The following is a 21,901-nucleotide window of genomic DNA, read 5'->3' on the forward strand; positions in this document are numbered from 1 at the left end:
GCATTCATTGGGGCCGCTGCTCCCCGAGATAGCGGCAGATCGCAGTGGTCAGCAACGCGCAGCTCCACGCGCCGGGATCGACGTGGCCGATCGAACGGTCGCCGAGATAAGCCGCACGCCCGCGCATCGCCTTCATCGCGGCGGTCCTATTGGCGGAGCGTTCGGCCTTGCGGGCGATGTCACCGAGTGGTGATCGCTTCGCCAGTGCCGCATGCACGGGATAGAGTACGTCGAGTAGGGTCTTGTCGCCCGTATGGGCGCGTCCGCGCCTTGCCACCGCGTCGATCGCCTGTTTCAGCACCTGCGGAAAATCGGCCGCTTCCTCACTTTTGCGAAGCTCGCGGCCGATCTCCATCAGCAACGTGCCGTAAAGCGGGCCGGCCGCACCGCCGACATTCATCACCAGCGCCAGGCCGATCTTTTCCACCGCGTCGGGGAAGGGCAGGTTGGACAGGCTCTCGCCCTCGGCGCTCACCGCCTCGCAGCCGCGCCGCATATTGGTTCCGTGATCGCCATCGCCGATGGCGCGATCGAGCGCGCAAAGGTGATCGGTATTCTCCGCGATCGTCGCGCGGCACACCTCGATCAATCCTGCCACCAGCATCGGTTCCGCCTGCACTGCCGTCCTCCCTGTCGCCACATCTCCCGCGCGGCTCTCAAACTTTACGCCGCTCAGGCCAGGCTTGCCACCACGCCGAACGCGCCAGCAACGGCGACCGCACCGGGATCGGCAACCCCCGCCAGATCCCTTTCTCCGACATAGGAGGCGCGTCCGGCTCTCGCCTTCGTCATCGTCTTCGTCGACTCCGCACCCGCTGCGGCTGCCTTTGCGGCTGCGCCGACATCGCCGGATGCGAGCGCCTGCAGGGCAGGTGAGAGCGCATCGACCATCGTCCGGTCGCCGACTGAGGCTCCACCATAGAACGTCATCCTGTCGAGCCCGGCAAGAAGGGCTGCCGATATATCGGCCTTGTCGGCCATCGCCTTTGCCGCCGCTGTGAAGAAGATCGACAGCAGCACGCCGCTCGATCCGCCCATGCTGGTACGGAGAATATCGCCAAGCGAGGCGAGCGTTGCCGCCGGCCGGTCGAGCGGCAGCATGTCCAGGCGCGCAAGCACGCTGCGGGCGCCCGTCGCCACCGTCGAGCCGGTATCGCCGTCGCCGACGCGGCCGTCCAGCCTATTGAGTTCGCTTTCCTGCGAAATCAGATGCTCACAGAGCGCCGTGATCAGGCGACGGTTGCGGCTGTTCTCCCCGGCCACTGCCGCGCCGTTCAATCCGGCTGATGTTTTCGGCGCGGCGATGATCTGGATCTCGTGGAGCTCGACGGCCGGCACCCAGGCATGCGGTTCGACCGTAGCCGTCAGCGCCGCTTCACGCGCGGCATCCAGCCGGATCAGCGACAGCGAGAAACCGTTCATGTTGAGCGCAGTCATCATCGGCGCTGGGCCGATGATCAGCCGGATGCGGCGGCCAAGCGATGACGACAGCACGGCATTGGCGATGACGGTCATTTCGAGCGGCGGCACGGCGCCGAGATTGTTGATGAGGAGGGCGTGACTTGCCCCCTCGCGCAGCGCAGGCGACAGGCGCGCCACCATGGTGGCGACGATATCGGCGACTGGCTGCATGGCGATACGCTCAAGGCCGGGCTCGCCATGGATGCCGAGGCCGAGTTCGCCTTCATCAGCGCCGAGACGGTCCTCATGCGCCTGGCCGGGCACGCTGCAGGTGGAGAGAGACATGCCGAGCGAGACGATATCGCCAGCCGCACTTCTGGCCTGGGCTGTGACCGTTGTCAGGTCCTCGCCCCTTTCGGCGTGATAGCCAACGATCTTATGGACGAACAGCGTGCCGGCGACGCCGCGCGGCTGGTTGATGCCGGGGATGGCGATGTCGTCGGCGACGATGACCATCTCGACGTCAAAGCCTTCGGCGCGCGCCTTTTCGGCGGCGAGGCCGAAATTCAGGCGGTCGCCGGTGTAGTTCTTGACGATCAGCAGGGCGCCCTTCGGGCCCGTCACGGCCCGAATCGCCGTCAGCACGGCATCGACACTCGGGGACGCAAAGATTTCGCCGGAGACGGCTGCCGTCAGCATGCCCTTGCCGACGAAGCCAGCATGCGAAGGCTCATGGCCGGCGCCGCCGCCGGAGATGATCGCCACCTTCGACTTGTCCCAGTCCGCGCGCAGGATCACCTTGATGTCGGGAAAGCTGTCGAGGCGGGCGAGACGACCGTTGCCGCTCGTCAAAAGCAGACCGTCCAGAGCTTCGGTAACGATGGTTTCCCTGCGGTTGAAAAAGTGTTTCATCGATTGAGACCCGTCTGTTTGTTTTTCATGCCGTCGTCATGTGTGTTTGCCGGTCAGGATAGGCGCTGTCCAGCCGCATCGAAATAAAGCGGATCGCGCAGCGTCAGGCTGATCCGGTCGCCCGGCGCGATCGCCAGATATGGATCTGCAAGTGTGACGAGCTTGTGATTGCCAGCTCTAATATGGAGATGGTTTTGGTCGCCGAGATGCTCGATCCAGTCGATCTCGGCATTGGCGTCCTTGCCGACAATGATATCGAGATGTTCGGTGCGGGCGCCGACTGTTTTTGTACCAGCCGGCGGCTGGCCGCCGGGAAGCAGGTCCGCCGGCAGAAGGTTGATATGCGGCTGGCCGAGGCGGGCGGCGACATGCAGGTTGGCGGGATTGCTGTAGATTTCGCGCGGCGTTCCGACCTGCATCAGCCGGCCCTCGGCAACGATGCCGATACGGTCGGCCATGGTCATGGCTTCCACCTGGTCGTGGGTGACATAGAGCAGCGTCGAGCCCAACTCCTTCTGGATGCGCTTCAGCTCCAGGCGGAGTTCGGCGCGCAGCTTGGCGTCGAGCGAAGACAGGGGCTCGTCCATCAGATAGATCGCCGGCCGGCGCACCAGTGCCCGGCCGATCGCGACACGCTGCATCTCGCCGCCGGAAAGCCTGGTCGAGCGGTTGGCGAGTTTATGGTCGATCCGGACCATGCGCGCGACCTCGCGCACGCGGCGGTCGATCATCTCGGCGCTCAGCTTGCGCACAGGCGCCTTCAGCGGGAAGGCGAGGTTGTCGTAGACCGTCATGTGCGGATAGAGCGAATATTGCTGGAAGACGAAGGCGACATCGCGTTCGGCGGGCGCCTCAGTGGCGACATTGCGGCCACCGATTTCGATGCGGCCGCTGTCCGGCTTTTCCAAGCCGGCGATCAGCCGCAGCGTCGTGGTCTTGCCGGCGCCTGTGGGACCGAGCAGCACGACGAATTCGCCGTCGCGGATCGACAGATCGAGATCGGCCAAAGCCTGAGTATCGCCGAAGCGCTTGGCGAGGTTCCGAAGGACGACGTCAGCCATGCCGGGTCTCCTGATAAAGCTGCGATGGCACCGCGCGGCCCGACGTGCAGTCGAAGAGCGTGAGTTTTACCGGGTTGAATTCCAAGCCGACGGTCTCGCCGATCCGGAAGGTGCGATTGGCGGGAACGCGGGCCTTTATAAGGCTGCCCCGAGTTTCGACAGCCACGACCTGATTGGTGCCGAGATATTCGCTGCCGTAGACGGCGCCGCGAAGGGGCGACGCATCGCTGAAGCGGATATGCTCCGGCCGCACGCCGAGCGCCAGCTCGCTCTCGGCCATGTCCTGATGGATCTCGGGAACAGCGACATCGACGCCATCGAGCAGGATGGACGTGTCGCCGCTTTTCAGGCCCGAGGTGAAGCGCATGAAGTTCATCGGCGGCGAGCCGATGAAATCGGCGACATACATGGTCGCGGGCTTGGCATAGATCTCCTGCGGCGTGCCGAACTGCTCGATGACGCCATGGTTCATGACGGCGATCTTGTCGGCCATCGCCATTGCCTCGTGCTGGTCATGAGTGACGTAGACGGTGGTGGCATGGATGCGGTTGTGCAGTTCGCGCAGCTCGTGGACCATGACCTCGCGGAACTCGGCGTCGAGCGTGCCGAGCGGCTCGTCCATCAGGAAGCATTTCGGGCGCCGGACGATGGCGCGGCCGAGCGCCACACGCTGCCGGTCGCCGCCGGCAAGGCCGGAGACTGAGCGGTTGAGAATATGATCGATCTGTAGGAGCCGCGCGGTCTCGTCGACGCGCTGACGGATTTCGGCCTTGGGCATGCCCTGTGACAGCAAGGGGAAGCCGATATTCTTGCGCACATTCATATGCGGGTAGAGCGCAAAAAGCTGGAAGACGAAGGCTATGTCGCGGGCGCTGGCGCGGTTGAAGGTGACGTCCTCCCCGTCGAGATAGATCTTGCCGCTCGAGGGCAGCTCGAGGCCGGCGATCATGCGAAGCGTCGTCGTCTTGCCGCAGCCTGATGGACCGAGCAGCGCCAGGAACTCGCCGTCATGGACGGTGAAGCTCGAATCCTGAACGGCAACGAAGCTGCCGAATTCCTTGCGGAGATTTTCAATCCGGATGTCCGCCATGGTTCACTCCGCGAATTTCGAAACGATGATGAACATGACGGTGCCTGCAAGCAGGGTGACCAGCGAATAGGTGTAGAGCACCAGCAGGAAGGGCTGGAACAGCATCAGGAAGCCGAGCCCGATCAGCACGGTGGCGATGGCCTCCATCGGGCCGCGCCGCAGGAAGAACGGCCGTTTCGGACGGGCAGGGGTGCGTGTTTGGATCAGATGGTTCATTTGCGGACGGCTCCGAAGGTGATGCCGCGCAGCAGCTGCTTGCGCAGAAGGATGGTGAAGACGAGGATCGGGATCAGGAAGATCGTCGTACCGGCGGCAACGGCCGGCCAGTCCTGCCCACCCTCACCGATGATCGTCGGGATGAAGGGCGGTGCGGTCTGGGCGTCGCCTGAGGTCAGCAGGGCGGCAAACGCATATTCGTTCCAGGCGAAGATCAGGCAAAAGATCGCGGTGGCGGCGATGCCGGTCGTTGCCTGCGGCAGCACGACCTTGCGGAAGGCCTGCAGCCGCGTATAGCCGTCGATCATCGCCGCTTCCTCATATTCGCGCGGGATCTCGTCGATGAAGCCCTTGAGCAGCCAGACGGCGAGCGAGACGTTGACCGCGGTGTAGAGCAGGATCATGCCGAGCGCCGTGTCCGACAGGCCGAGCTCGCGATACATCAGGTAGATCGGGATGGCGACGGCGATCGGGGGCATCATGCGCGTCGACAGGATGAAGAACAGCAGGTCGTCGGCGAGTGGCACCTTGAAGCGGGAAAAGCCATAGGCGGCGAGCGTGCCGAGGAAGACCGCGAGGAAGGTGGAGCCGAAGGCGATGACAAGCGAATTGACGAAGCGCGGCACGAAATTCGACGGGCCTGCTATCACCATGTTCCGCTTGCGCGTCACCTCATCGCAAGTGCCGACCGGCGCCGGCAGCGAGGCGATATAATCCGGCGTCTGCCGGGTGCGCGTCGTGAACAGGTTACAATAGCCCTCGAGCGACGGGGTAAAGACGATCTTGGGTGGATAGCTGATCGAATCCGGCGGCGACTTGACGCTGGTCAGGAAGATCCAGACGAGCGGGATGAGGGTGATCAGCGCGTACAGTACGACGATGGTGCCGGCGATGCGCTTGTTGGACAGGCTCGGTTCAACGACCGAATGGGCGGAGTTAGCGGCACTCATCGTTGCTTCACCTTGTTCAATGCCTTGACGTAAATGTTGGCGAGGCCGAACACCGCGACGAAGAGGATGATGGCGAAGGCCGAGGCCCGGCCGGTCGCCCAGCTTTCGAACGCGGCGCGCTTAAGCGTGATCGAGGCGACTTCGGTGACCGAGCCTGGCCCGCCGCCGGTGAGCAGTGTCACCATGTCGAACATCTTGAAATTCTCGATGCCGCGGAAGAGCACGGCGAGCATGATGAAGGGCAGGGCCATCGGGACGGTGATCGACCAGAACTGGCGCCCCGGCGAAGCGCGGTCGACCTCGGCCGCCTCGTAGATATAGTCAGGGATCGAGCGCAGGCCGGCGAGGCAGATCAGCATCACATAGGGCGTCCACATCCAGGTGTCGACGATGATGATCGCCCAGGGCGCCAAAGAGACATTGCCGAGCATCTGGATATCGGAAGTCGGAATGCCTGAGACCAGCGACACGGCATAGGCGAAGAGCCCGATCTGCGGCTCATAGAGAAAGCGCCAAAAATTGCCGACCACAGCGGGCGACAGCATCATCGGGATCAGGATGATTGTCGTCCAGAAGGCATGGCCGCGAAACTTGCGGTCGATCAGGTAGGCGAGCGTGAAGCCGATCACCGTCTGCAGCAGGATCGTCCAGAAGACGAAATGTGCGGTGGTCTGCATCGCCTGCCAGATGTCGGGATCGTTGAGGACGCGCTCGTAATTCCCGAGGCCGACGCCCTGCACCGGCGCATTCGGCCGATTGGCGCGGTAATTGGTGAAGGAGAGATAGAGCGCCCATAGCAGCGGGAAGATGTTGATCGCCAGCAGCAATGTGATGGCCGGCGCAATGAACAGCCAGGCGATTGCCCTGTCGGAGAGGCCGCGGACGCGCCGGGCGACCGAGACCGGCGTTACCCTTGCTGTCGCATCGGCCGCCTTCTCGACAATGGAGGAATGGGAAATTGTCAATTCTTCACCCAGTCTATTGCGATTTGGAAGATCTGGCGGCCCGGCTCGTCTGCCGATCCGGGCCGCCATCCTGGTGAGGATGGCGCGCGGAGGGATTCCGCCTGTCCCGTCGTCCGACACTAGATCTTGCCGTCGTCCTTGAAGACGTCGCTCCAGTCCTTCACCAGGCCGTCGAGCGCTTCCTTGGCGGTGCCGTTGCCCGCGACCACGTAGTTGTGGACGCGCTTCTGCATGGCCTGCAGCAGCGAAGCATAGCTCGGCTCGGCCCAGAAATCCTTGACGATCGCCATCGAGTCCAGGAAGGCCTGGGCATAGGGCTGGCTCTTGGCAAAATCCGGCGCGTTAACGACGGAGTTCAGGCAGGAAAACCCGCCGAGCTCCCACCATTTGGCCTGCACATCGGGCTGTGCGAACCACTTGATGTATTGCAGGGCGGCGTCGCGCTTCTCGGAGTAGGAAACCACCGAGATGCCCTGGCCGCCGAGCTGGGCGAAATGCGCCTTTTCAGCCGGATTGGGGAAGAAGCCGATCCTGTCGCCGCCAACCTTCTCGTCCTTGTAGAGGCCGGGCCAGGTGAAGGCGAAGTTCATCTGCATGGCGACCTGTCCGGATTTGAAGGCGTCGGCGGATTCGACCATGTAGACGTTGGAGCTGCCGGGCGGGGTGCAGCAATCATAGAGCGACTTGTAGAATTCGAGGCCCTTGACCGCGTCGGCCGAGTTGACGAAGCCCTCCATGTCGTAAGGCTTCTTCGGATTGTCGTACTGGAAGCCCCAGTCGTAGAGGACGTTGGTCACGCCCATGGTGATGCCTTCGGAGCCGCGCTCGGTATAGATCGAGGCGCCATAGACGGTCTTGCCGTCGATCTGGCGCTTCTGGAAGAACTCGGCGATATGCTTCAGCTCGTCATAGGTCTTCGGTGCCGCGAGATCGTGGCCGTATTTCGCCTTGAATTCCTTCTGCAGTTCCGGCTTCTCGAACCAGTCCTTGCGATAGGTCCAGCCGACGACATCGCCCATGGCCGGCAGCGCCCAGTAGTTCGGCGTGTTCTTCGGCCATTCCGAGTAGCCGACGACCGTCGCCGGCACGAAGTCATCCATCTTGATGCCTTCCTTGTCGAAGAAGTCGTTGAGCTTGACGTAGTGGCCGTTCTCGGCCGAGCCGCCGATCCACTGGCTGTCGCCAATAATGAGGTCGCAGAGCTTGCCATGGGAATTCAGTTCGTTGAGGAAGCGGTCGGCATAACTCGTCCAGGGAACGAATTCGAACTTCATCTGCGTGCCAGTCTTGGCGGTGAAGTCCTTCGATAGCTCGACCAGCGCATTCGCGGGGTCCCAGGCGGCCCAACACAGCGTCAGTTCATCGGCTTTGGCGAGATTGGGCAATGCCGACGACGTGACAAGCGCCGTGGCCAGCCCCAAAAGGGCTTTCGATGTTTTCTGCATAAGTTCCTCCCAGAACCAAGGCCGGCTCCCGCCAGCGTCGCACGTTCACCCATTTCAGAGAATGCTCACATGAACTCCTCACTCATCATGTTTAGCAATATGTTTAGTGATATCTATTTTTATAAACATTGCAAGTGACAATCGTTGCTGCAGTGCACAGGTAGTTCACCTATCTCCAGGAGCGGTCTTTCGGGTGATCTGGGGAAATTTCATTCGCAAGCGTACCGATACGGCGAAATCTGGCCTCGCTGCGGGAGAGCTCGCGGGATATGGACCTCAACGCCGCTCCTGTTTTCCCGGAACGGTTCAAACTTGGCCTCGCTTCGGTGGGGCCTTTTTCTTGAGTGGACGGGCCGCATCGAGAATATTCCGTCGCAGTGCGAGATTTACCCTTTCCGGACTGAGGCAACAGGCGTATTCAGCCAGTGCGCGGTTTGTCCGCGCCTCCCGCGGCGGACCTCCGATCAGCTTCCTTTCCGTTCCCTGTCGCGACACCCGGAATTTCCATTGGCAGATCGATGACCACGGCAGAGACGAGCGAGCAGGGGCAAGAGGTGGCGGGCGGCCGCCAGGCGAAGATCGTGGCGCTGGTCGTTGCAGTTTCCTTCTTCATGCAGATCCTCGACGGCACGATCGTCGCCACCTCGCTCCCGCAGATGGCGGCGAGCTTCAGCGTTCAGCCAGTGTCGATGAGCATTGGCATCACCGTCTATATGCTGACGATGGCCGCCTTCATTCCGCTGTCGGGCTGGCTCGGCGACCGGTTCGGGGCGCGGCGTGTCTTCCTGACGTCGATCGGCGTCTTCACGGTCGCGTCGTTGTTCTGCGCGTTCTCCGGCAACCTCACGGAATTCGTGCTCTGGCGCGCCGTCCAAGGGGCGGGCAGCGCGCTGATGACGCCGGTCGGACGTATCATCGTGCTGAAGAACGCCCGCAAGTCCGAACTCGTCCAGGCGATCGCGCTGATCACCTGGCCGGCGCTGACCGCGCCGGTGATCGGCCCGGTGCTCGGCGGCTTCATCACCACCTATGCCAGCTGGCACTGGAACTTTCTCATCAACATCCCGATCGGCGTTCTCGGAATGGGACTGGTGTTGCGCTTCGTGCCGGAGCAGCGCGAGGCCGATGCCGGCCGTCTCGACCTCGTCGGCTTCGTGCTCAGTGCGGCAGGGCTCACCTTCCTGCTCGCCGCCCTGGAACTCTCGGTCAAATGGGAAGGCGGGCTCCTGCCGGTCATATCAATGCTCGCAGCCGGCATCGTGCTCTCCGTCATGGCAACGCGACATTTCCTCACTATCGATAATCCGCTTCTCGACCTTTCGGCCTTCCGCGTCCAGACCTTCTCGATGTCAACGCTGTCGGCGGGCACGGCTTGCAGGGTGGCCATCAACGCGACGCCGTTCCTGTTGCCGCTGTTGTTCCAGCTCGGATTCGGGCTGAGTTCAATTGCCGCCGGCACTTATCTGCTTGTCTATTTCCTCGGCAATCTCGGCATGAAGACGGTGACGACGCCGCTCCTGCGCTTCTTCGGTTTCCGCACGGTGCTTGTGCTGAATGGGCTGATCGCAGCGTTTTCGATCGTCGCCTGCGGTTTTCTGACGCCTGATACGTCGCAGTTTTTCATCCATGCGCTGCTTTTTCTCGCCGGCCTGTCGCGATCGATGGAATTCACCGCGCTGAACACGCTGGCTTTCGCCGATATAGGCCCGGCGCAGCGCAGCTCGGCCTCGACGCTGTCCAGCATGCTGCAGCAGGTGTCGATGCTGCTCGGCGTGGCCGTGGCGGCCGCCGTGCTCAACATTGCCGCGGCTCTCAGAGGGGCCGAAACCGCCGTTCTTGCGGACTTTCGTTGGGCCTTCGTCTTGGTCGGAGCGATCGGGGTCGTCTCGTCGCTGCGCTTCCTGCAATTGCCGTCGGAGGCGGGCGCGGAAGTTTCGGGTCATCGGAAATTTCAGAGAAACTAACCTGCCGACGAAAACAATCAGGCCGCTCTGCGGTACCGGTTTTCCGTTGTTGTCCTTTCGCGTCGCCTGCGACAAGAGCGAGGGGTAGCGGCTGTTTACCTCGGGCGGTCAATGCAATACGACTTTGCCATGCGGACGAGTCGGGCGCTTGCGGTCCATCGTCGCTGCGGGAGAACGCCGGGAGACGGAATGAGCAATTCTAGCGGCGATGCGGACGGCCTGATCCACATCCTCTATATCGACGACGACGAGGGGCTGGCATTGCTGATGCAGAAAAACCTGCTTAGGCGCGGCTTTTCGGTCGAGTGGGCTAAGAACGGCGCTGCCGGTCTGGCGAGGCTCGGCGAAGGCGGAATCGATGCCGTCGTGCTCGATCACGTGCTGGCCGACGAAACCGGCCTCGACATTCTGCCCTGCATCACAGCGATGCCCGATCATCCGCCGGTCATCTATGCGACGGGTTCAGATGATACCAGCATCGCGGTCGCGGCGCTGAAGGCGGGTGCCGATGACTACGTGCTGAAGGGGATTTCGGCCGATTATTTTGATCTGCTCGCGGCTGCTCTCGAACAGGCATTGGAGCGGACGCGTTTTCGCCGCGAGACGGCGCAGGCGCAGGAGGTGATCCGCCAGCAGCGCGATCTCGCCGAGATGCTGCTTGCCGAAGTCAATCACCGCATTGCCAACAGTCTCGGGCTGGTCGGTGCGTTGATCCGCATGCAATCCTCGATGACCAAGGACCAGGTGGCGATCGATGCTCTGCACGAAACGCAGATGCGCATCAACGCCATCGCCAGCGTGCACCGCCGGCTCTATACAAACCGGCAGGTCGGATCGGTGCAGCTCGATGAATATCTGAACAGCCTGCTGACCGAACTCGAAGCGTCGATGCGTGACGACAAGCGGCCGCATCGCATCATGCTGACTGCGGCGCCGGTCAATCTGGCGACCGACAAGGTTATCACGCTCGGACTGATCGTCAGCGAGCTCGTCACCAATGCCTTCAAATATGCCTATCCGGACAGCGTGACGGGTGAGATCCGGGTCAGTGTCGACCAGACGGAAGAGGTGCTGAGGGTCATCGTTGAGGATGACGGCGTGGGGTTTGATCCTGAGAGCCCGGCCAGAGGGACGGGGCTCGGGACGCGAATATTGACGGCGATGGCCGCCAGCCTGAAATCGGATTTCGCCTATGATCCCAGTCATGACGGAACGAGGGCGACGCTGGTGTTTTCGTTGCATGAGGGGAAGTAGGATATGTGGTGCAGGGCGTGCCGCCCCTCATCCGCCCTAGGGGCACCTTCTTCCGAAGGGAGACGGGGAATCGAGACGTTGTCACGAGTCTCTTCTACCCTCGGGGAGAGGTGCCGGCAGGGGCCGCACGGCACAGCATTATCCTTTTCCGCGATAGCTTAGTGACATCGCATCATCAAACCTAACGCAAGGGGAGGACAGACATGACGACGATCCGCGCGCCCCGCGAAGTCTATGATTTCTGGTTCGTTCGATGCGGCCGGGAGCTGTGGTTCCAGCCGCCGCCGGAACTCGACGTGGAGATCCGCGATGTTTTCCGCGACACGCATCTGGCGCTGGCCGCAGGCATCAGTGACGAATGGCGGGCCGATCCGATATGCCGGCTGGCGGCGGTCATCGTGCTCGACCAGTTCCCCCGCAACATCTATCGCGGCACGCCACTCGCCTTCGCAACCGACGGACTGGCGCTGCGGGAAGCCAAGCTCGCGCTTGCAGCGGGCGCCGATCAGGCGGTGGAGCCCGCCTGTCGCACCTTCTTCTACCTGCCGTTCGAACATGCCGAAAACCTCGACGAGCAGGAACGTTCGGTGGCCTTGTTCACGGCTCTCGGCGACGCGGAATACCTGGATTACGCCATCCGTCATCGCGATGTGATTGCCGCCTATGGCCGATTTCCGCACCGCAATGCCATCGTCGGGCGGGAGGCGACGGCTGCGGAGCGTGACTATCTCTCCCGGCCCGGCGCCGGCTTCTGAGCGCTTATCATGCAGGTCTTTCAAGTTCGCTGCGCGCCGTTTAGGCATTTCCCGCCTTTCTGTCGCCTTTGTTTGCAATGAAAAGCTGACATTCTATCCTGACGACAACCGTCCCGGAGGCGCTTTTGCGGCTGAGAACGATCCTGCTTCGCACCATTCTTCTGATGACGCTGGCGCTTGCCGGTGCCCATTTCGAGAGTGCCGCAGCCTTGGCGCAGGAGTCGCAGACGCAGGCGGCGGCAGAGACGCCGCTTGTCGATACGCCATCCGATCAGGCGGCGAAGGAACTCGAGAAGGCGAAGGTCCAGCTTGGTTCGCTTCAGGACAGCGTCAAGCAGAATGCCGATAATGATGATGCGCTGGTCGGGATTGCTGCCAAAGCCGACGAACTCAGCCGCGCCGTCATCACGATCTCGGTCAATCTCAGGCCGCGTTTCGATCAGATCAAAAACCGCCTTGGCGAGATCGGCGATCCGCCGAAGGATGGACAGCCGCCCGAGGCTGAGATCGTCACCCAGGAGCGCAATGCGCTTGCCGCCGAGCGTGCGCAGATCAACGCGGTGACAGGCGATGCCGAAAATCTGTCGATCGCGGTGACGAAGCTTGTCAACGAGATTATCGAGATGCGACGGCGGCTTTTCGCCGATACGCTTCTCAGACGTACCGAAATCTCCGTCTCGGTGCTCGACGATGCCGCCGGCGCCTTCGTGCACGAGGTCAGCGAATTCTCGCAGGCCCTGTCGAGCTGGGCCGCCTTCGTCTGGAAGTTCAAGCGCTTCCCGCTGTTTGCGGCGATCTTCCTGTCGCTCGCCTCGGCGCTCATTCTGCTCTCCGGCAGCTACCGGCTGTTCGGCGCGTATCTGCGCCGCGATGAGGCGGTCGAGAATCCGTCCTATATCGGCCGGCTGTCGATCGCCTTCTGGTCGACGCTGATCCGCACGCTGGCGCTTGCGGTGCTGCTCGTCACTTCTTTCTTCTTCCTCAACAGTTTCAACGTGCTGCGGCCCGATATCGCACCCGTCATCGGCGCGCTGTTCGGCACGATCGGACTCGTCTACTTCGTCGGCCGCTTCGTCAACGCCATCTTCGCGCCGTATGAACCGCATTGGCGGCTGGTGAAGCTTTCCAATCTCGGCGCCCGCTCGATCGGCTACTGCCTGCTGGCGATGGCTGTCGTCAACGGGCTCGACTATCTGTTCGGCACGGTCAGCGAGGCGATGGGTTCGCCGCTGGTGCTGACCGTGGTCCGCAGCCTGATCGCCGCGCTGATCATCGGCATCATCCTGATCGCTGCCTCCTTCGGCAAGCCAATGCTGGCAAGAAGCGGCGATCCGGATGCGCCGGGCCGGCATTGGCCGCGCGGCATGGCGATCATCCTGCGCGTCGTCGGCGCCGGCCTCATCGTCACGGCGCTCGCAGGCTATGTCGGGCTGGCGCGCTTCGTCGCGACGCAGCTCATCATCACCGGCGCAGTGGTCGCCACCATGTATGTCGGCCTGCTCTCCGGCAAGGCGATCTCGCGGCAGGAGAGCTTCGGCGACACCTTCTTCGCGCGCTTCCTGACGCGCCGCTTTAATCTCGGGCCGGTGGCGATCGACCAGTTCGGCCTGCTCGTCGGCCTTGCCATCTATGCGGTGGCGCTCGTCGTCGGCGTGCCGCTAATCCTGCTGCTCTGGGGCTTCCATGTGCAGGACCTGCAGCTGATCGCCTACCGGCTGTTCACCGAGGTCAAGCTCGGCGGCATCAGCATCTCGCTGCTCGGCATCTGCACCGGCATCCTGCTGTTTGCCGGCGTCTATCTGCTGTCGCGCTGGCTGCAGCGCTGGCTCGACAGCAATGTGATGGCGCGCAGCCATGTCGATCTCGGCGTGCGCAATTCGGTCAAGACGGGCATCGGCTATCTCGGCGTCGGCCTGGCGGCGATCATCGGCGTTTCATCGGCCGGCATCGATCTGTCGAGCCTGGCGCTCGTTGCCTCGGCGCTTTCGGTCGGTATCGGTTTCGGCCTGCAGAACATCGTCTCCAACTTCGTCTCCGGCCTAATCCTGCTGGTCGAGCGGCCGTTCAAGGTCGGCGACCATGTCGTCTCGGGCACGGCCGAAGGCATCGTCAAGCGCATCTCGGTGCGCGCCACTGAGATCGAGACCTTCCGCAAACAGTCGATCATCGTGCCGAATTCGGAGCTGATCAACGGCCTTGTCGGCAACTGGACGCACCGTAACAAGATCGGCCGCTCGGAAATTCCGGTTTCGGTCAGCTACGACGCGGATCCGCAGAAGGTGATGGATATTCTGCTGGAGCTGACGGCGAAGATCCCGCTCGTCATGCGCAATCCCGAGCCGCATGTCGAATTCCTGCGCTTCGGTCCCTACTCGCTGGATTTCGAGCTGCGCTTCTTCCTGGCCGACATGGGCGACGGCATGACGGTGCGCAACAATCTGAGGATGGAAATTCTCCGGCGCTTCAAGGCTGAAGGCATCGAGATCCCGCTGCCGCAGAGCGATCTCACCATTCATCGCGATGCCGCGCCCAGCCTTCCGGCCGCACGCAAGGAGCCGGCGGAGAGCGAGGAAACTGCGAAGGACAAGCCGATGGAGGAGGGGGATCGGCCGGTGCGGCAGCTGCGCGGGCGGGCGGCGGAGAGCTGAACGGGTCATTCAGCCATCATTCACAGGTCTATGTGCATGATCCCTTGCATTGGGATCGCTGCCGAGGGCAGCACCGATCGTTCGAGGGGAGGGCGCACCCGCGCCGCCGCACATGATGGCAAGATTTGCCGCCGTTCTGCTTATCCCGCTGCTTGCCGCGCCGGCGGTCCATGCGGCATCTGTCACCAATACCGATCCTGCCGCCGTGGTGCTCGTCATCACCGAGGGCGGCCAGCGCGTCGAGGTCGTGGTCGATGCCGGGGCTTCGGAAAGTCTCTGCCCTTCCGGCTGCTTCATGACGACGCCCGACGGCGACCGCATCGGCCTCGACGGCGGCGAGACGATCGACATCATCAAGGGCTCGGCCGTCGTTAAATAAGGCAGCGGCGGCGTGGGGCTTATGGCTCTCCGCGCGCCTGAGCCGTGTGCGCCGGCACGGACATCCGCATCAGCGGTCGGATGGCGAGAAATGCCGCCACGGCCGCGGCGCCGAGCGCGGCGGTAATGGACAGCGACCAGGATACGCCGATATTGCCTATCAGGAAGGCCAGCGCGAACGGCGCCGTCGAGGAGACGGCGAGGCGGGCCGACATCACTTTTCCCTGCCGCTGGCCATAGCCCTCGCTTCCGAAGAGTGCCAAGGGTAGCGTTCCCTGCACAATGCTGCTGAGGCCGGAGCCGAGGCCGAAGATCACGGCGAAGACCACTGCGCCGGGAACCGACGGCGCGGTGAGGAGGAGAATGACGAGAGCCGCCGGCAGGAGCACGGCGGAGATGACGGCGAGCATGAGCTGCGGCAGGCTGCCGCCGAAGACCATGTTGATGAAGCGGCTCAGCACCTGCGACGGACCGAAGAGCGTGCCGACCATCACGGCCATGGCGCCGAGGCCGAGCGCCGACATGACGGGTACCATATGGACCAGAAGTGCCGCGTTGACGAAGCTTTCCAGCGCGAAGCCGGTCACCATCAGGATGAAGGCCGGCCTGCGCGCGGCGGCGGGAAGGCTGGGTTCGATGCGCCTCGTCGCGCTGCTCTTCCCGCCGATGCTGCCATTGCCCGCACTGCGCGCCAGCCAGGCATGGATGGGAAGGCAGACGAGCAGATTGATCGCGGCGAAGATGAGATAGACGCTCTGCCAGGAGAAGTGGGCATGCAGCGCGGTGGTGATCGGCCAGAAGATGGTCGAGGCGAAACCGCCGATCAGCGTGAGATAGGTGATGCTGCGCTGGGCCACCTGCGGCCTTATCTGAACCAGCAGGGCGAAGGCCGCGCCATATTGCACCAGGTTCGACGCTGTCTCGACAGCGATCAGGGCGACGACGAAAGCGGCCTTGCCGGGAGCAAAGGCGCAGCCGGCAAGTGCGATCGCCGCAATGGCCGAGCCCATGGTCATCACCCGGCCAGCGCCGAAGCGGTCGATCCACCTGCCCATTGCGGGCGCCGCCAGGCCGCCGACCAGCAGTGCCGCCGACAGCGCGCCGAAGATCCATTCCGCCGACCAATCGAGCCCGCGCGCCATATCGGGCGCGAGGATGCTGAAGCTGTAATAGAGGGTGCCGTAGCCGATGACCTGCGTCAGGCCGAGCGCGAGGATGGCGGCAACGGGCGGCCGTTCGGAAGCGACGGGCGTCATATGGATTTGAGGCCCACGCCTCGTTCAAGCTTTTCGGCTTCTTCCCTGCGCTCGCCGTAGCGGTCGGTAAGGTAGGCCGAGACGTCGCGCGTCAGCCATGTGAATTTCACCAGTTCCTCGCAGACGTCCACCACGCGGTCGTAAAAGGATGAGGGCTTCATGCGCCCGTCGCTGTTGAACTCCTGGAAAGCCTTGGCCACCGACGACTGGTTGGGAGTGGTGATCATCCGCATCCACCGGCCGAGGATGCGCATTTGATTCACGGCATTGAACGACTGCGACCCGCCGGATACCTGCATGACGGCGAGCGTCTTGCCTTGCGTCGGCCGCACCGAACCTACCGATAGCGGTATCCAGTCGATCTGCGCCTTCATGATCCCGCTCATTGCGCCGTGCCGCTCGGGGCTGACCCAGACCTGTCCTTCCGACCAGGCGGAGAGCTCGCGCAATTCCTGCACCTTTGGATGGGCGACCGGCGCTGCGTCGGGAAGAGGAAGGCCTTCGGGATCGAAGATGCGCACTTCGCAGCCGAAATGCTCCAGCAGGTGTGATGTCTCATGCGCGAGCAGACGGCTGTAGGACACGGCCCTGAGCGAGCCGTAAAGGATGAGGATGCGCGGCTTGTGCGTTGAGAAGCGCGGCCGCAAGGCCGCCGGATCCGGCTGGCGAAGATGGGCCGGCGAAGTGGCTGGAAGGTCAGACAATGCGCTTGCCTTCGGCATCGAGCACCTTCTCGCCGTCTTCCTTGGTGAAGGCGCCCTTGTGCGTCTCCGGCAGGATTTCCAGGACCAACTCGGAGGGCCGCGACAGCCGTGTGCCGAGCGGGGTGACGACGAACGGCCGGTTGATCAGGATCGGCTGGGCGAGCATGGCGTCAAGCAGATGATCGTCGCTCAGATCGGGATTGCCGAGGCCGAGTTCGGTGTAGGGCGTATCCTTCTCGCGCAAGGCCTGGCGCACGGTCAGACCGGCATCGGCGATCATCTTGACCAGCTCTGCGCGCGACGGCGGCGTGTTGACGTATTCGATGATGTCGGGCTCGATACCGGCATTGCGGATCATCGCCAGCGTGTTGCGCGAGGTGCCGCAAGCGGGGTTGTGATAGATGGTGACCTTCATAATTTTGCCTCGGAAGATAGGATTGACGATGTCTCGGCTGGCTGCAGCAGCCAGTTGAAGAGGAGGAGGGCTGCGACCGCACCAGCGATTTCGGTAAGCCAGAACCCCGGAAGGTCGATCGGTCGTATGCCGGAGAAAGTGTCGGTCAGGGAGCGGGCGAAGGCCACCGCCGGATTGGCAAACGAGGTCGAGGCGGTGAACCAGTAGGCAGCGGTGATGTAAAGCCCGACCAGCCATGGCACTGCCTTCTGCTCGAAGCGGATGCCGGCGAGAATGACCGCGACGAGGCCGAAGGTCGCAATCCCCTCGGAAAACCATTGCGCGCCGCCGGTGCGGACCTTGCTCGACAATTCCAGGAGCGGCAGGTTGAACATCAGATGGGCGCAGATCGTGCCAGCCACGCCGCCGGCAAACTGCACCAGCACGTAGAAGCCAAGGTCGCGTTTTTGCAGCGAGCCCGACATGGCGAAGATCAACGAGACGGCCGGGTTGAAATGGGCGCCGGAAATCGGCCCCAGCACGGTGATCAGCACCGCCAGGATCGCGCCGGTCGCGAGCGTATTGCCGAGCAGAGCGAGGCCGACATCCGCAGTCAGCGATGTCGCCATGATGCCGGAGCCAACGACGGTTGAGACCAGCATGGCGGTGCCGAGCGCCTCCGCGACCAGTCGCCGCGATAGATCGTATGAGGCCATCAGCCGGCTCCTGTCGGTTGCGCCGTGGTGCCTTCCATCGCGCCGATCTGGCGTAGGTGCTGCTCCAGCGCCAGCTTGTCGATCGAGGCCAAGGGCAAGCTGAGGAAGGCCATGATCCTGTTTTTCAGGAAACGGGCGGCCTGTGCAAAGGCGCGGCCCTTCTCGACCTCGCTGCCCTCGACGGCGGCCGGATCCTCGACGCCCCAGTGAGCGGTCATCGGATGGCCGATCCAGACAGGGCAAGCTTCGCCGTGGGCGGTGTCGCACACGGTGAAGATGAAATCCATCTCCGGTGCGCGGGGTTTGGCGAATTCGTCCCAGCTCTTCGAGCGGAATCCGGTTGCGGGATAACCCAGCGCCTGCAGTTCCTTCAGCGCCAATGGATTGACTTCGCCCCTCGGCTGGCTGCCGCCGGAATAGGCCTTGAACCGGCCCTTGCCCTCGGTCTCGAGGATCGACTCTGCCAGGATAGAGCGTGAAGAATTGGCAGTGCAGAGAAAGAGCACATTGTAGACGCGGTCTGTGGTCATTGCAGTTCCTCCTTGGCTGCAGGTGCACAGCATGCGGCGACGGCGGCGGCGGGCGCGCAGATTTCGGCGTTCCCTCCGCAGCAATCCTCCATCAGAAAACGGATCAGCCCGCCAAGCGCCTCGAAATTGGCGGTGTAGATGATCGAGCGCGATTCACGCTGCTGGGTGATCAGCCCGGATCGTTCCAGCTCCTTTAGGTGGAAGGAGACGTTGGACGGCGAAACCTCGGCCTTTTCGGCGATAGCGCCCGCCGCCATTCCGTCAGGACCCGAGACGACAAGCATGCGAATGATATGGAGACGCGTTTCCTGCGAAAGCGCGCCGAATGCGGCGAGGGCTTGACGTTGATCCATATTTCAATAATCCTTGAATAGTTGAAACGAGGATTAGCGCAGATGAACGCCATCGACAACAATAAAATTCAGGCGGAGGAGATAAGCCTCGGCCTGCTGCTTGATGCGCTCTTCGGTGAAAAGGACGCGCCGCTGGTTTTCCATTACGACGGCCAGCCGGTGAAGCCGGGCTATCATATCACCGAGGTCAAGGCGGGCCAATTCTCGGCGCTTGATTGCGGTGCCAATCCCGAGGCCTGGACTGAGATCTTCATCCAGCTCTGGGACATCGACGACGGGGATCGCACGCATATGCCGGCCGGAAAATTCCGTGCGATCGTCCGTAAGGTGGCGGAGCATGTGCAGCTCGACGGTTCGGCCAAGCTTACCTTCGAAGTGAGCGACGGCGTGCGGCCGATGCAGCTTTATTGCGCGGCAATGCCGATCTTGCGTGGCGGGGCCGTGCATGTCGATCTTTCGCCGCGGCCGGCAAGCTGCAAACCGCGCGACCGCTGGCTCGCTGAGGAGACCAGAAAGGCTGCAGCCTGCTGCGGTCCGGCGGCGGCGGGGAGCGGCTGCTGTGCCTAGAGACCTGCGGGAATCGGGCAGCAGCGGAGCGGTCTGCATGTCCTGCGCTCGATTTGCATCAGGCATTGACTGAGGCGTGGGCATCCCACCATCTGAGCACCCGCATCGCCCGGAGCGTGATCCAGCGCGAGGGCTGACCTTCTCCCTCGTCGATCTCGAACCAGACACGCCCCGGCAGGGTGCAGTCGAGCGGCCATCTGCCGTTCTGAAGGCGGTGGCAGCGAAGACGGTCGATCGCCGCGCCGAGGCGTGGATCGGGAGTGGAGCCGGTGAGGAGGGCGCTTGAGCGGAAATAGTCGAGGGCGCGAGCGATGTCGTAGCGCCAACGGTTCGGGTGCAGGAAGTACAGGAAGCGTTCGTCAGCCGGCTCGCCGGTGCCGAGACGGCGGAAGAGGTTGCGCTTCAGCAGAAATTCCTCGCCCGTTCTACGTGCCTCCCGGGATTGCGGCGTACCGCCGGTCGCTCGCTCGAACTCCAGCAGACCTTCCAGCACGTTGATGGTGCTGGCAAAGGACGATCGAATGGAGCCGTTGCACCGTTCACAATTCCATCCGCCATCCTCGAGGCGCTCGCCGGTCAGCCTCTCGACAATGGAAGAGACGTCGACACCGAAATAGGCGCCCTCGGCGACGGTACGGCCATTGATGCACTCCTCGACTTCGCCCTTCCAATAGGACTGGCCGCCCTCTTCCCAATAGGCATTGGCGCCGATCAATTCGACGGTGCGCCTCACCCGCTCACAGGTGGGATCGAGACCAAATTCCCGCAGTTGCGAAAGAGAAAAGGTCGTGGCCGTCCAAGGCTGACCGTACTCGCGCCACTCGCAAGGGTCAAAACCGGCAGGCAGGAAGGCGCCACCTGCCCATTGCCCGTCCTCGTCCTGGCAGGCAAGCAGCCTTGCGCCCCAACCTTTGGTCTCCACTTTCGCCCGCTCGGCCATCCATTCCCGCTGCGGGGCGTCAAGCAGGTCACGCATGACCTGCCATCGGATATCGATGGGTCGGAGTCGAGAAGCCATTCGATCACCGGGTCGGATTGGGTCATGGGAAACCTCTCGGCGGGTCGGTCGACTACCCGTTTATAATCGCTTCGCCCGCGCGCTGCCAGCCGAGTGCCTGCGCGGGCTTCAGCGTCTCAGCCTTATCAGCCACCGCCCCATCGGTGTTGTGGAGAGTTGACCGCCGCGCCGCCTCTGCGACGGACAGTCGGAACCCGATTGACAAGAGGAAAATCTGATCGTCGTCGGCGAAAGCGTTCAATGCCTAGAACGCGGCGCTTCGCGCCTGATTTCTTAATCATATCTGCAAGAAAATCAGCAGCGGCGTCATCGGGTCGTCTCTTCGTTTTCGCATCCACAGTGCTGATTAATAATTAGTCAAATCAATTGATGTATCCGTTGGAACTGGGGACGGATTTTACATTAAAGGTTTACGATGGCGTTTTTAGGTATTTCGGGAATGCAATATTCCGGAGAGATGTTTGCCGGCGCGCGAATTATTGTCGCCGAAGATTCAAACGTGTTCACTTCGATGATCAGCAAACGCCTCAAGGAGTTGTTCGACATTGACGTCGAGATCTGCCGCAACTTCGAGGATCTGCAGCTTGCCTACGACAGATCTTCCGATCCGATCACGCTGGCGATTTCGAACATCAATCTGCCCGGCGCCGAAAACGGCGAAGCGCTCGAATATCTGGTCGATCTTTCCATTCCCACCATCGTCTTCACCGGGACCTTCCACGACGGCATGCGCGACAAGCTGATGGCCAAGGACATCGTCGACTATATCCTCAAGGATAATATCTTCGCGGTCGATCTGCTGGCGGAATCGATCTGCCGGTTCCTGACCAATCATCGCCACCATGTGCTGATCGTCGACGACAGCGCGACGGCGCGCGCGTTGTTGTCGAGCCGGCTGAAACGCTATAATTTCCGCGTCAGCGTTGCCGAAAGCGGCGGCAAGGCATTGGAGATCCTGAAGGCCAATCGCGATATCGGCCTGATGATCACCGACTATAACATGCCCGATATTGACGGCTTCGAACTGACACGGCGCATCCGCGCGAATATCGGCTCGCACGAGCTGCGCATCATCGGCGTTTCCTCCTCATCGAACCGGCTGCTTTCGGCGCGGTTCCTGAAAGCCGGCGGCAATGATTTCATGCTGCGCCCCTTCATTGACGAGGAGTTCTACTGCCGCGTCAACCAGAATCTCGATACGCTTTTGCAAATCCAGTCGATGCGCAAGGAGCGGGCGGTTGCCTGACGGCTCTCATAGCTTGAGTATTTTCAGTGAGGCGGAGATGCCGGTCGGGGACCGGCATCGAGTTTTTGCAATTATAAG

The 21,901-nt window shown here is 62.5% G+C and carries 21 protein-coding genes and 1 pseudogene; 7 read left to right on the top strand and 15 right to left on the bottom strand.

Annotation, left to right across the window (positions count from 1 at the left end; translation table 11 throughout):
• Positions 1–4: 4 nt before the first annotated feature.
• The 8 genes from dhaL to PYR71_RS12220 all read right to left on the bottom strand — a co-directional run bounded on the left by dhaL (position 5) and on the right by PYR71_RS12220 (position 8,040).
• Positions 5–604: a dihydroxyacetone kinase subunit DhaL gene (gene dhaL / locus PYR71_RS12185; RefSeq protein ID WP_064806195.1), complete on the bottom strand. Its 600-nt coding sequence runs from the start codon at positions 602–604 to the stop codon at positions 5–7.
• A 68-nt stretch (positions 605–672) separates the two neighbouring features.
• Positions 673–2,313 carry a dihydroxyacetone kinase subunit DhaK gene (locus PYR71_RS12190; protein ID WP_064810609.1) on the bottom strand — a complete coding sequence of 547 codons (1,641 nt, stop codon included), beginning with the start codon at positions 2,311–2,313 and terminating at the stop codon, positions 673–675.
• A 53-nt stretch (positions 2,314–2,366) separates the two neighbouring features.
• The gene (locus PYR71_RS12195; RefSeq protein WP_275619529.1) at positions 2,367–3,374 is read right to left on the bottom strand and encodes an ABC transporter ATP-binding protein; all 1,008 of its coding nucleotides are present in this window, start codon (positions 3,372–3,374) and stop codon (positions 2,367–2,369) included.
• Positions 3,367–4,464 (bottom strand): ABC transporter ATP-binding protein, encoded by a 1,098-nt coding sequence (locus tag PYR71_RS12200; protein ID WP_183913192.1) that lies wholly within the window; start codon positions 4,462–4,464, stop codon positions 3,367–3,369. Before PYR71_RS12200 ends, PYR71_RS12195 begins: the two co-directional genes overlap by 8 nt.
• A 3-nt stretch (positions 4,465–4,467) precedes the next feature.
• On the bottom strand, positions 4,468–4,680 hold the full coding sequence (locus tag PYR71_RS12205; protein WP_064803280.1) for a hypothetical protein: 213 nt from the start codon (positions 4,678–4,680) through the stop codon (positions 4,468–4,470).
• Complete coding sequence (locus tag PYR71_RS12210) at positions 4,677–5,630, bottom strand: carbohydrate ABC transporter permease (RefSeq protein ID WP_275619530.1); 954 nt, start codon at positions 5,628–5,630, stop codon at positions 4,677–4,679. The genes PYR71_RS12205 and PYR71_RS12210 overlap by 4 nt, the downstream gene beginning before the upstream one ends.
• Positions 5,627–6,595 carry a carbohydrate ABC transporter permease gene (locus tag PYR71_RS12215; protein WP_275619531.1) on the bottom strand — a complete coding sequence of 323 codons (969 nt, stop codon included), beginning with the start codon at positions 6,593–6,595 and terminating at the stop codon, positions 5,627–5,629. The genes PYR71_RS12210 and PYR71_RS12215 overlap by 4 nt, the downstream gene beginning before the upstream one ends.
• A gap of 119 nt (positions 6,596–6,714) precedes the next feature.
• The gene (locus PYR71_RS12220) at positions 6,715–8,040 is read right to left on the bottom strand and encodes an ABC transporter substrate-binding protein (RefSeq protein WP_085859755.1); all 1,326 of its coding nucleotides are present in this window, start codon (positions 8,038–8,040) and stop codon (positions 6,715–6,717) included.
• Positions 8,041–8,558: 518 nt separating this feature from the next.
• On the opposite strand from PYR71_RS12220, the gene PYR71_RS12225 reads away from it, so the two are divergent.
• From PYR71_RS12225 to PYR71_RS12245, 5 genes are all read left to right on the top strand, one after another.
• On the top strand, positions 8,559–10,004 hold the full coding sequence (locus PYR71_RS12225; RefSeq protein ID WP_275619532.1) for an MFS transporter: 1,446 nt from the start codon (positions 8,559–8,561) through the stop codon (positions 10,002–10,004).
• Positions 10,005–10,193: 189 nt separating this feature from the next.
• Positions 10,194–11,258 (top strand): sensor histidine kinase, encoded by a 1,065-nt coding sequence (locus PYR71_RS12230; protein ID WP_275619533.1) that lies wholly within the window; start codon positions 10,194–10,196, stop codon positions 11,256–11,258.
• 203 nt (positions 11,259–11,461) lie between these two features.
• Positions 11,462–12,013 (top strand): DUF924 family protein, encoded by a 552-nt coding sequence (locus PYR71_RS12235; RefSeq protein WP_183913202.1) that lies wholly within the window; start codon positions 11,462–11,464, stop codon positions 12,011–12,013.
• Positions 12,014–12,138: 125 nt separating this feature from the next.
• On the top strand, positions 12,139–14,661 hold the full coding sequence (locus PYR71_RS12240; RefSeq protein WP_275619534.1) for a mechanosensitive ion channel family protein: 2,523 nt from the start codon (positions 12,139–12,141) through the stop codon (positions 14,659–14,661).
• Between the two features lie 112 nt (positions 14,662–14,773).
• Positions 14,774–15,040, top strand: a complete 267-nt coding sequence (locus tag PYR71_RS12245; protein ID WP_275619535.1) for a hypothetical protein — start codon at positions 14,774–14,776, stop codon at positions 15,038–15,040.
• A 19-nt stretch (positions 15,041–15,059) separates the two neighbouring features.
• Here the strand turns inward: PYR71_RS12245 and arsK are convergent, their stop codons facing one another.
• From arsK to PYR71_RS12275, 6 genes are read right to left on the bottom strand one after another with little or no spacing between them, the layout of a single operon-like run.
• Positions 15,060–16,295, bottom strand: coding sequence for an arsenite efflux MFS transporter ArsK (gene arsK / locus PYR71_RS12250; protein ID WP_275619536.1), 1,236 nt, complete (start codon positions 16,293–16,295; stop codon positions 15,060–15,062).
• Positions 16,292–17,017, bottom strand: coding sequence for an arsenical resistance protein ArsH (arsH, locus tag PYR71_RS12255; protein ID WP_275619537.1), 726 nt, complete (start codon positions 17,015–17,017; stop codon positions 16,292–16,294). The genes arsK and arsH overlap by 4 nt, the downstream gene beginning before the upstream one ends.
• A complete protein-coding gene (arsC, locus tag PYR71_RS12260) occupies positions 16,992–17,414 on the bottom strand; it encodes an arsenate reductase (glutaredoxin) (RefSeq protein ID WP_275619538.1) in 423 nt (140 codons plus the stop codon). Before arsC ends, arsH begins: the two co-directional genes overlap by 26 nt.
• A complete protein-coding gene (locus tag PYR71_RS12265; RefSeq protein WP_275619539.1) occupies positions 17,411–18,109 on the bottom strand; it encodes an aquaporin in 699 nt (232 codons plus the stop codon). Before PYR71_RS12265 ends, arsC begins: the two co-directional genes overlap by 4 nt.
• Positions 18,109–18,639: an arsenate reductase ArsC gene (locus tag PYR71_RS12270; protein ID WP_275619540.1), complete on the bottom strand. Its 531-nt coding sequence runs from the start codon at positions 18,637–18,639 to the stop codon at positions 18,109–18,111. The genes PYR71_RS12265 and PYR71_RS12270 overlap by 1 nt, the downstream gene beginning before the upstream one ends.
• Positions 18,636–18,992 (bottom strand): ArsR/SmtB family transcription factor, encoded by a 357-nt coding sequence (locus PYR71_RS12275; protein WP_275619541.1) that lies wholly within the window; start codon positions 18,990–18,992, stop codon positions 18,636–18,638. Before PYR71_RS12275 ends, PYR71_RS12270 begins: the two co-directional genes overlap by 4 nt.
• 42 nt (positions 18,993–19,034) lie before the next feature.
• Between PYR71_RS12275 and PYR71_RS12280 the strand changes: the two genes are divergently transcribed.
• A complete protein-coding gene (locus tag PYR71_RS12280) occupies positions 19,035–19,559 on the top strand; it encodes a DUF6428 family protein (RefSeq protein WP_275619542.1) in 525 nt (174 codons plus the stop codon).
• 58 nt (positions 19,560–19,617) lie between these two features.
• Here the strand turns inward: PYR71_RS12280 and PYR71_RS12285 are convergent.
• Positions 19,618–20,603, bottom strand: a pseudogene (locus tag PYR71_RS12285) (squalene cyclase).
• Between the two features lie 389 nt (positions 20,604–20,992).
• Here PYR71_RS12285 and PYR71_RS12290 point away from each other — a divergent pair.
• The gene (locus PYR71_RS12290; RefSeq protein ID WP_183913222.1) at positions 20,993–21,823 is read left to right on the top strand and encodes a response regulator; all 831 of its coding nucleotides are present in this window, start codon (positions 20,993–20,995) and stop codon (positions 21,821–21,823) included.
• The last annotated feature ends 78 nt before the right edge of the window (positions 21,824–21,901 follow it).

Origin of the sequence: Rhizobium mulingense, assembly GCF_029194105.1 — a bacterium.
GTDB lineage: Bacteria > Pseudomonadota > Alphaproteobacteria > Rhizobiales > Rhizobiaceae > Rhizobium > Rhizobium mulingense.

What these genes read in the sequence shown, in the direction of transcription:
- PYR71_RS12220 (WP_085859755.1), bottom strand. Translation starts at nt 8,040, where the DNA reads ATGCAGAAAACATCGAAAGCCCTTTTGGGGCTGGCCACGGCGCTTGTC.
- PYR71_RS12265 (WP_275619539.1), bottom strand. Translation starts at nt 18,109, where the DNA reads ATGGCCTCATACGATCTATCGCGGCGACTGGTCGCGGAGGCGCTCGGC.
- arsH (WP_275619537.1), bottom strand. Translation starts at nt 17,017, where the DNA reads ATGCCGAAGGCAAGCGCATTGTCTGACCTTCCAGCCACTTCGCCGGCC.
- PYR71_RS12290 (WP_183913222.1), top strand. Translation starts at nt 20,993, where the DNA reads ATGGCGTTTTTAGGTATTTCGGGAATGCAATATTCCGGAGAGATGTTT.
- PYR71_RS12225 (WP_275619532.1), top strand. Translation starts at nt 8,559, where the DNA reads ATGACCACGGCAGAGACGAGCGAGCAGGGGCAAGAGGTGGCGGGCGGC.
- PYR71_RS12230 (WP_275619533.1), top strand. Translation starts at nt 10,194, where the DNA reads ATGAGCAATTCTAGCGGCGATGCGGACGGCCTGATCCACATCCTCTAT.
- PYR71_RS12190 (WP_064810609.1), bottom strand. Translation starts at nt 2,313, where the DNA reads ATGAAACACTTTTTCAACCGCAGGGAAACCATCGTTACCGAAGCTCTG.
- PYR71_RS12280 (WP_275619542.1), top strand. Translation starts at nt 19,035, where the DNA reads ATGAACGCCATCGACAACAATAAAATTCAGGCGGAGGAGATAAGCCTC.
- PYR71_RS12245 (WP_275619535.1), top strand. Translation starts at nt 14,774, where the DNA reads ATGATGGCAAGATTTGCCGCCGTTCTGCTTATCCCGCTGCTTGCCGCG.
- PYR71_RS12200 (WP_183913192.1), bottom strand. Translation starts at nt 4,464, where the DNA reads ATGGCGGACATCCGGATTGAAAATCTCCGCAAGGAATTCGGCAGCTTC.
- PYR71_RS12195 (WP_275619529.1), bottom strand. Translation starts at nt 3,374, where the DNA reads ATGGCTGACGTCGTCCTTCGGAACCTCGCCAAGCGCTTCGGCGATACT.
- PYR71_RS12235 (WP_183913202.1), top strand. Translation starts at nt 11,462, where the DNA reads ATGACGACGATCCGCGCGCCCCGCGAAGTCTATGATTTCTGGTTCGTT.
- dhaL (WP_064806195.1), bottom strand. Translation starts at nt 604, where the DNA reads ATGCTGGTGGCAGGATTGATCGAGGTGTGCCGCGCGACGATCGCGGAG.
- PYR71_RS12275 (WP_275619541.1), bottom strand. Translation starts at nt 18,992, where the DNA reads ATGGATCAACGTCAAGCCCTCGCCGCATTCGGCGCGCTTTCGCAGGAA.
- arsK (WP_275619536.1), bottom strand. Translation starts at nt 16,295, where the DNA reads ATGACGCCCGTCGCTTCCGAACGGCCGCCCGTTGCCGCCATCCTCGCG.
- PYR71_RS12205 (WP_064803280.1), bottom strand. Translation starts at nt 4,680, where the DNA reads ATGAACCATCTGATCCAAACACGCACCCCTGCCCGTCCGAAACGGCCG.
- PYR71_RS12270 (WP_275619540.1), bottom strand. Translation starts at nt 18,639, where the DNA reads ATGACCACAGACCGCGTCTACAATGTGCTCTTTCTCTGCACTGCCAAT.
- PYR71_RS12210 (WP_275619530.1), bottom strand. Translation starts at nt 5,630, where the DNA reads ATGAGTGCCGCTAACTCCGCCCATTCGGTCGTTGAACCGAGCCTGTCC.
- arsC (WP_275619538.1), bottom strand. Translation starts at nt 17,414, where the DNA reads ATGAAGGTCACCATCTATCACAACCCCGCTTGCGGCACCTCGCGCAAC.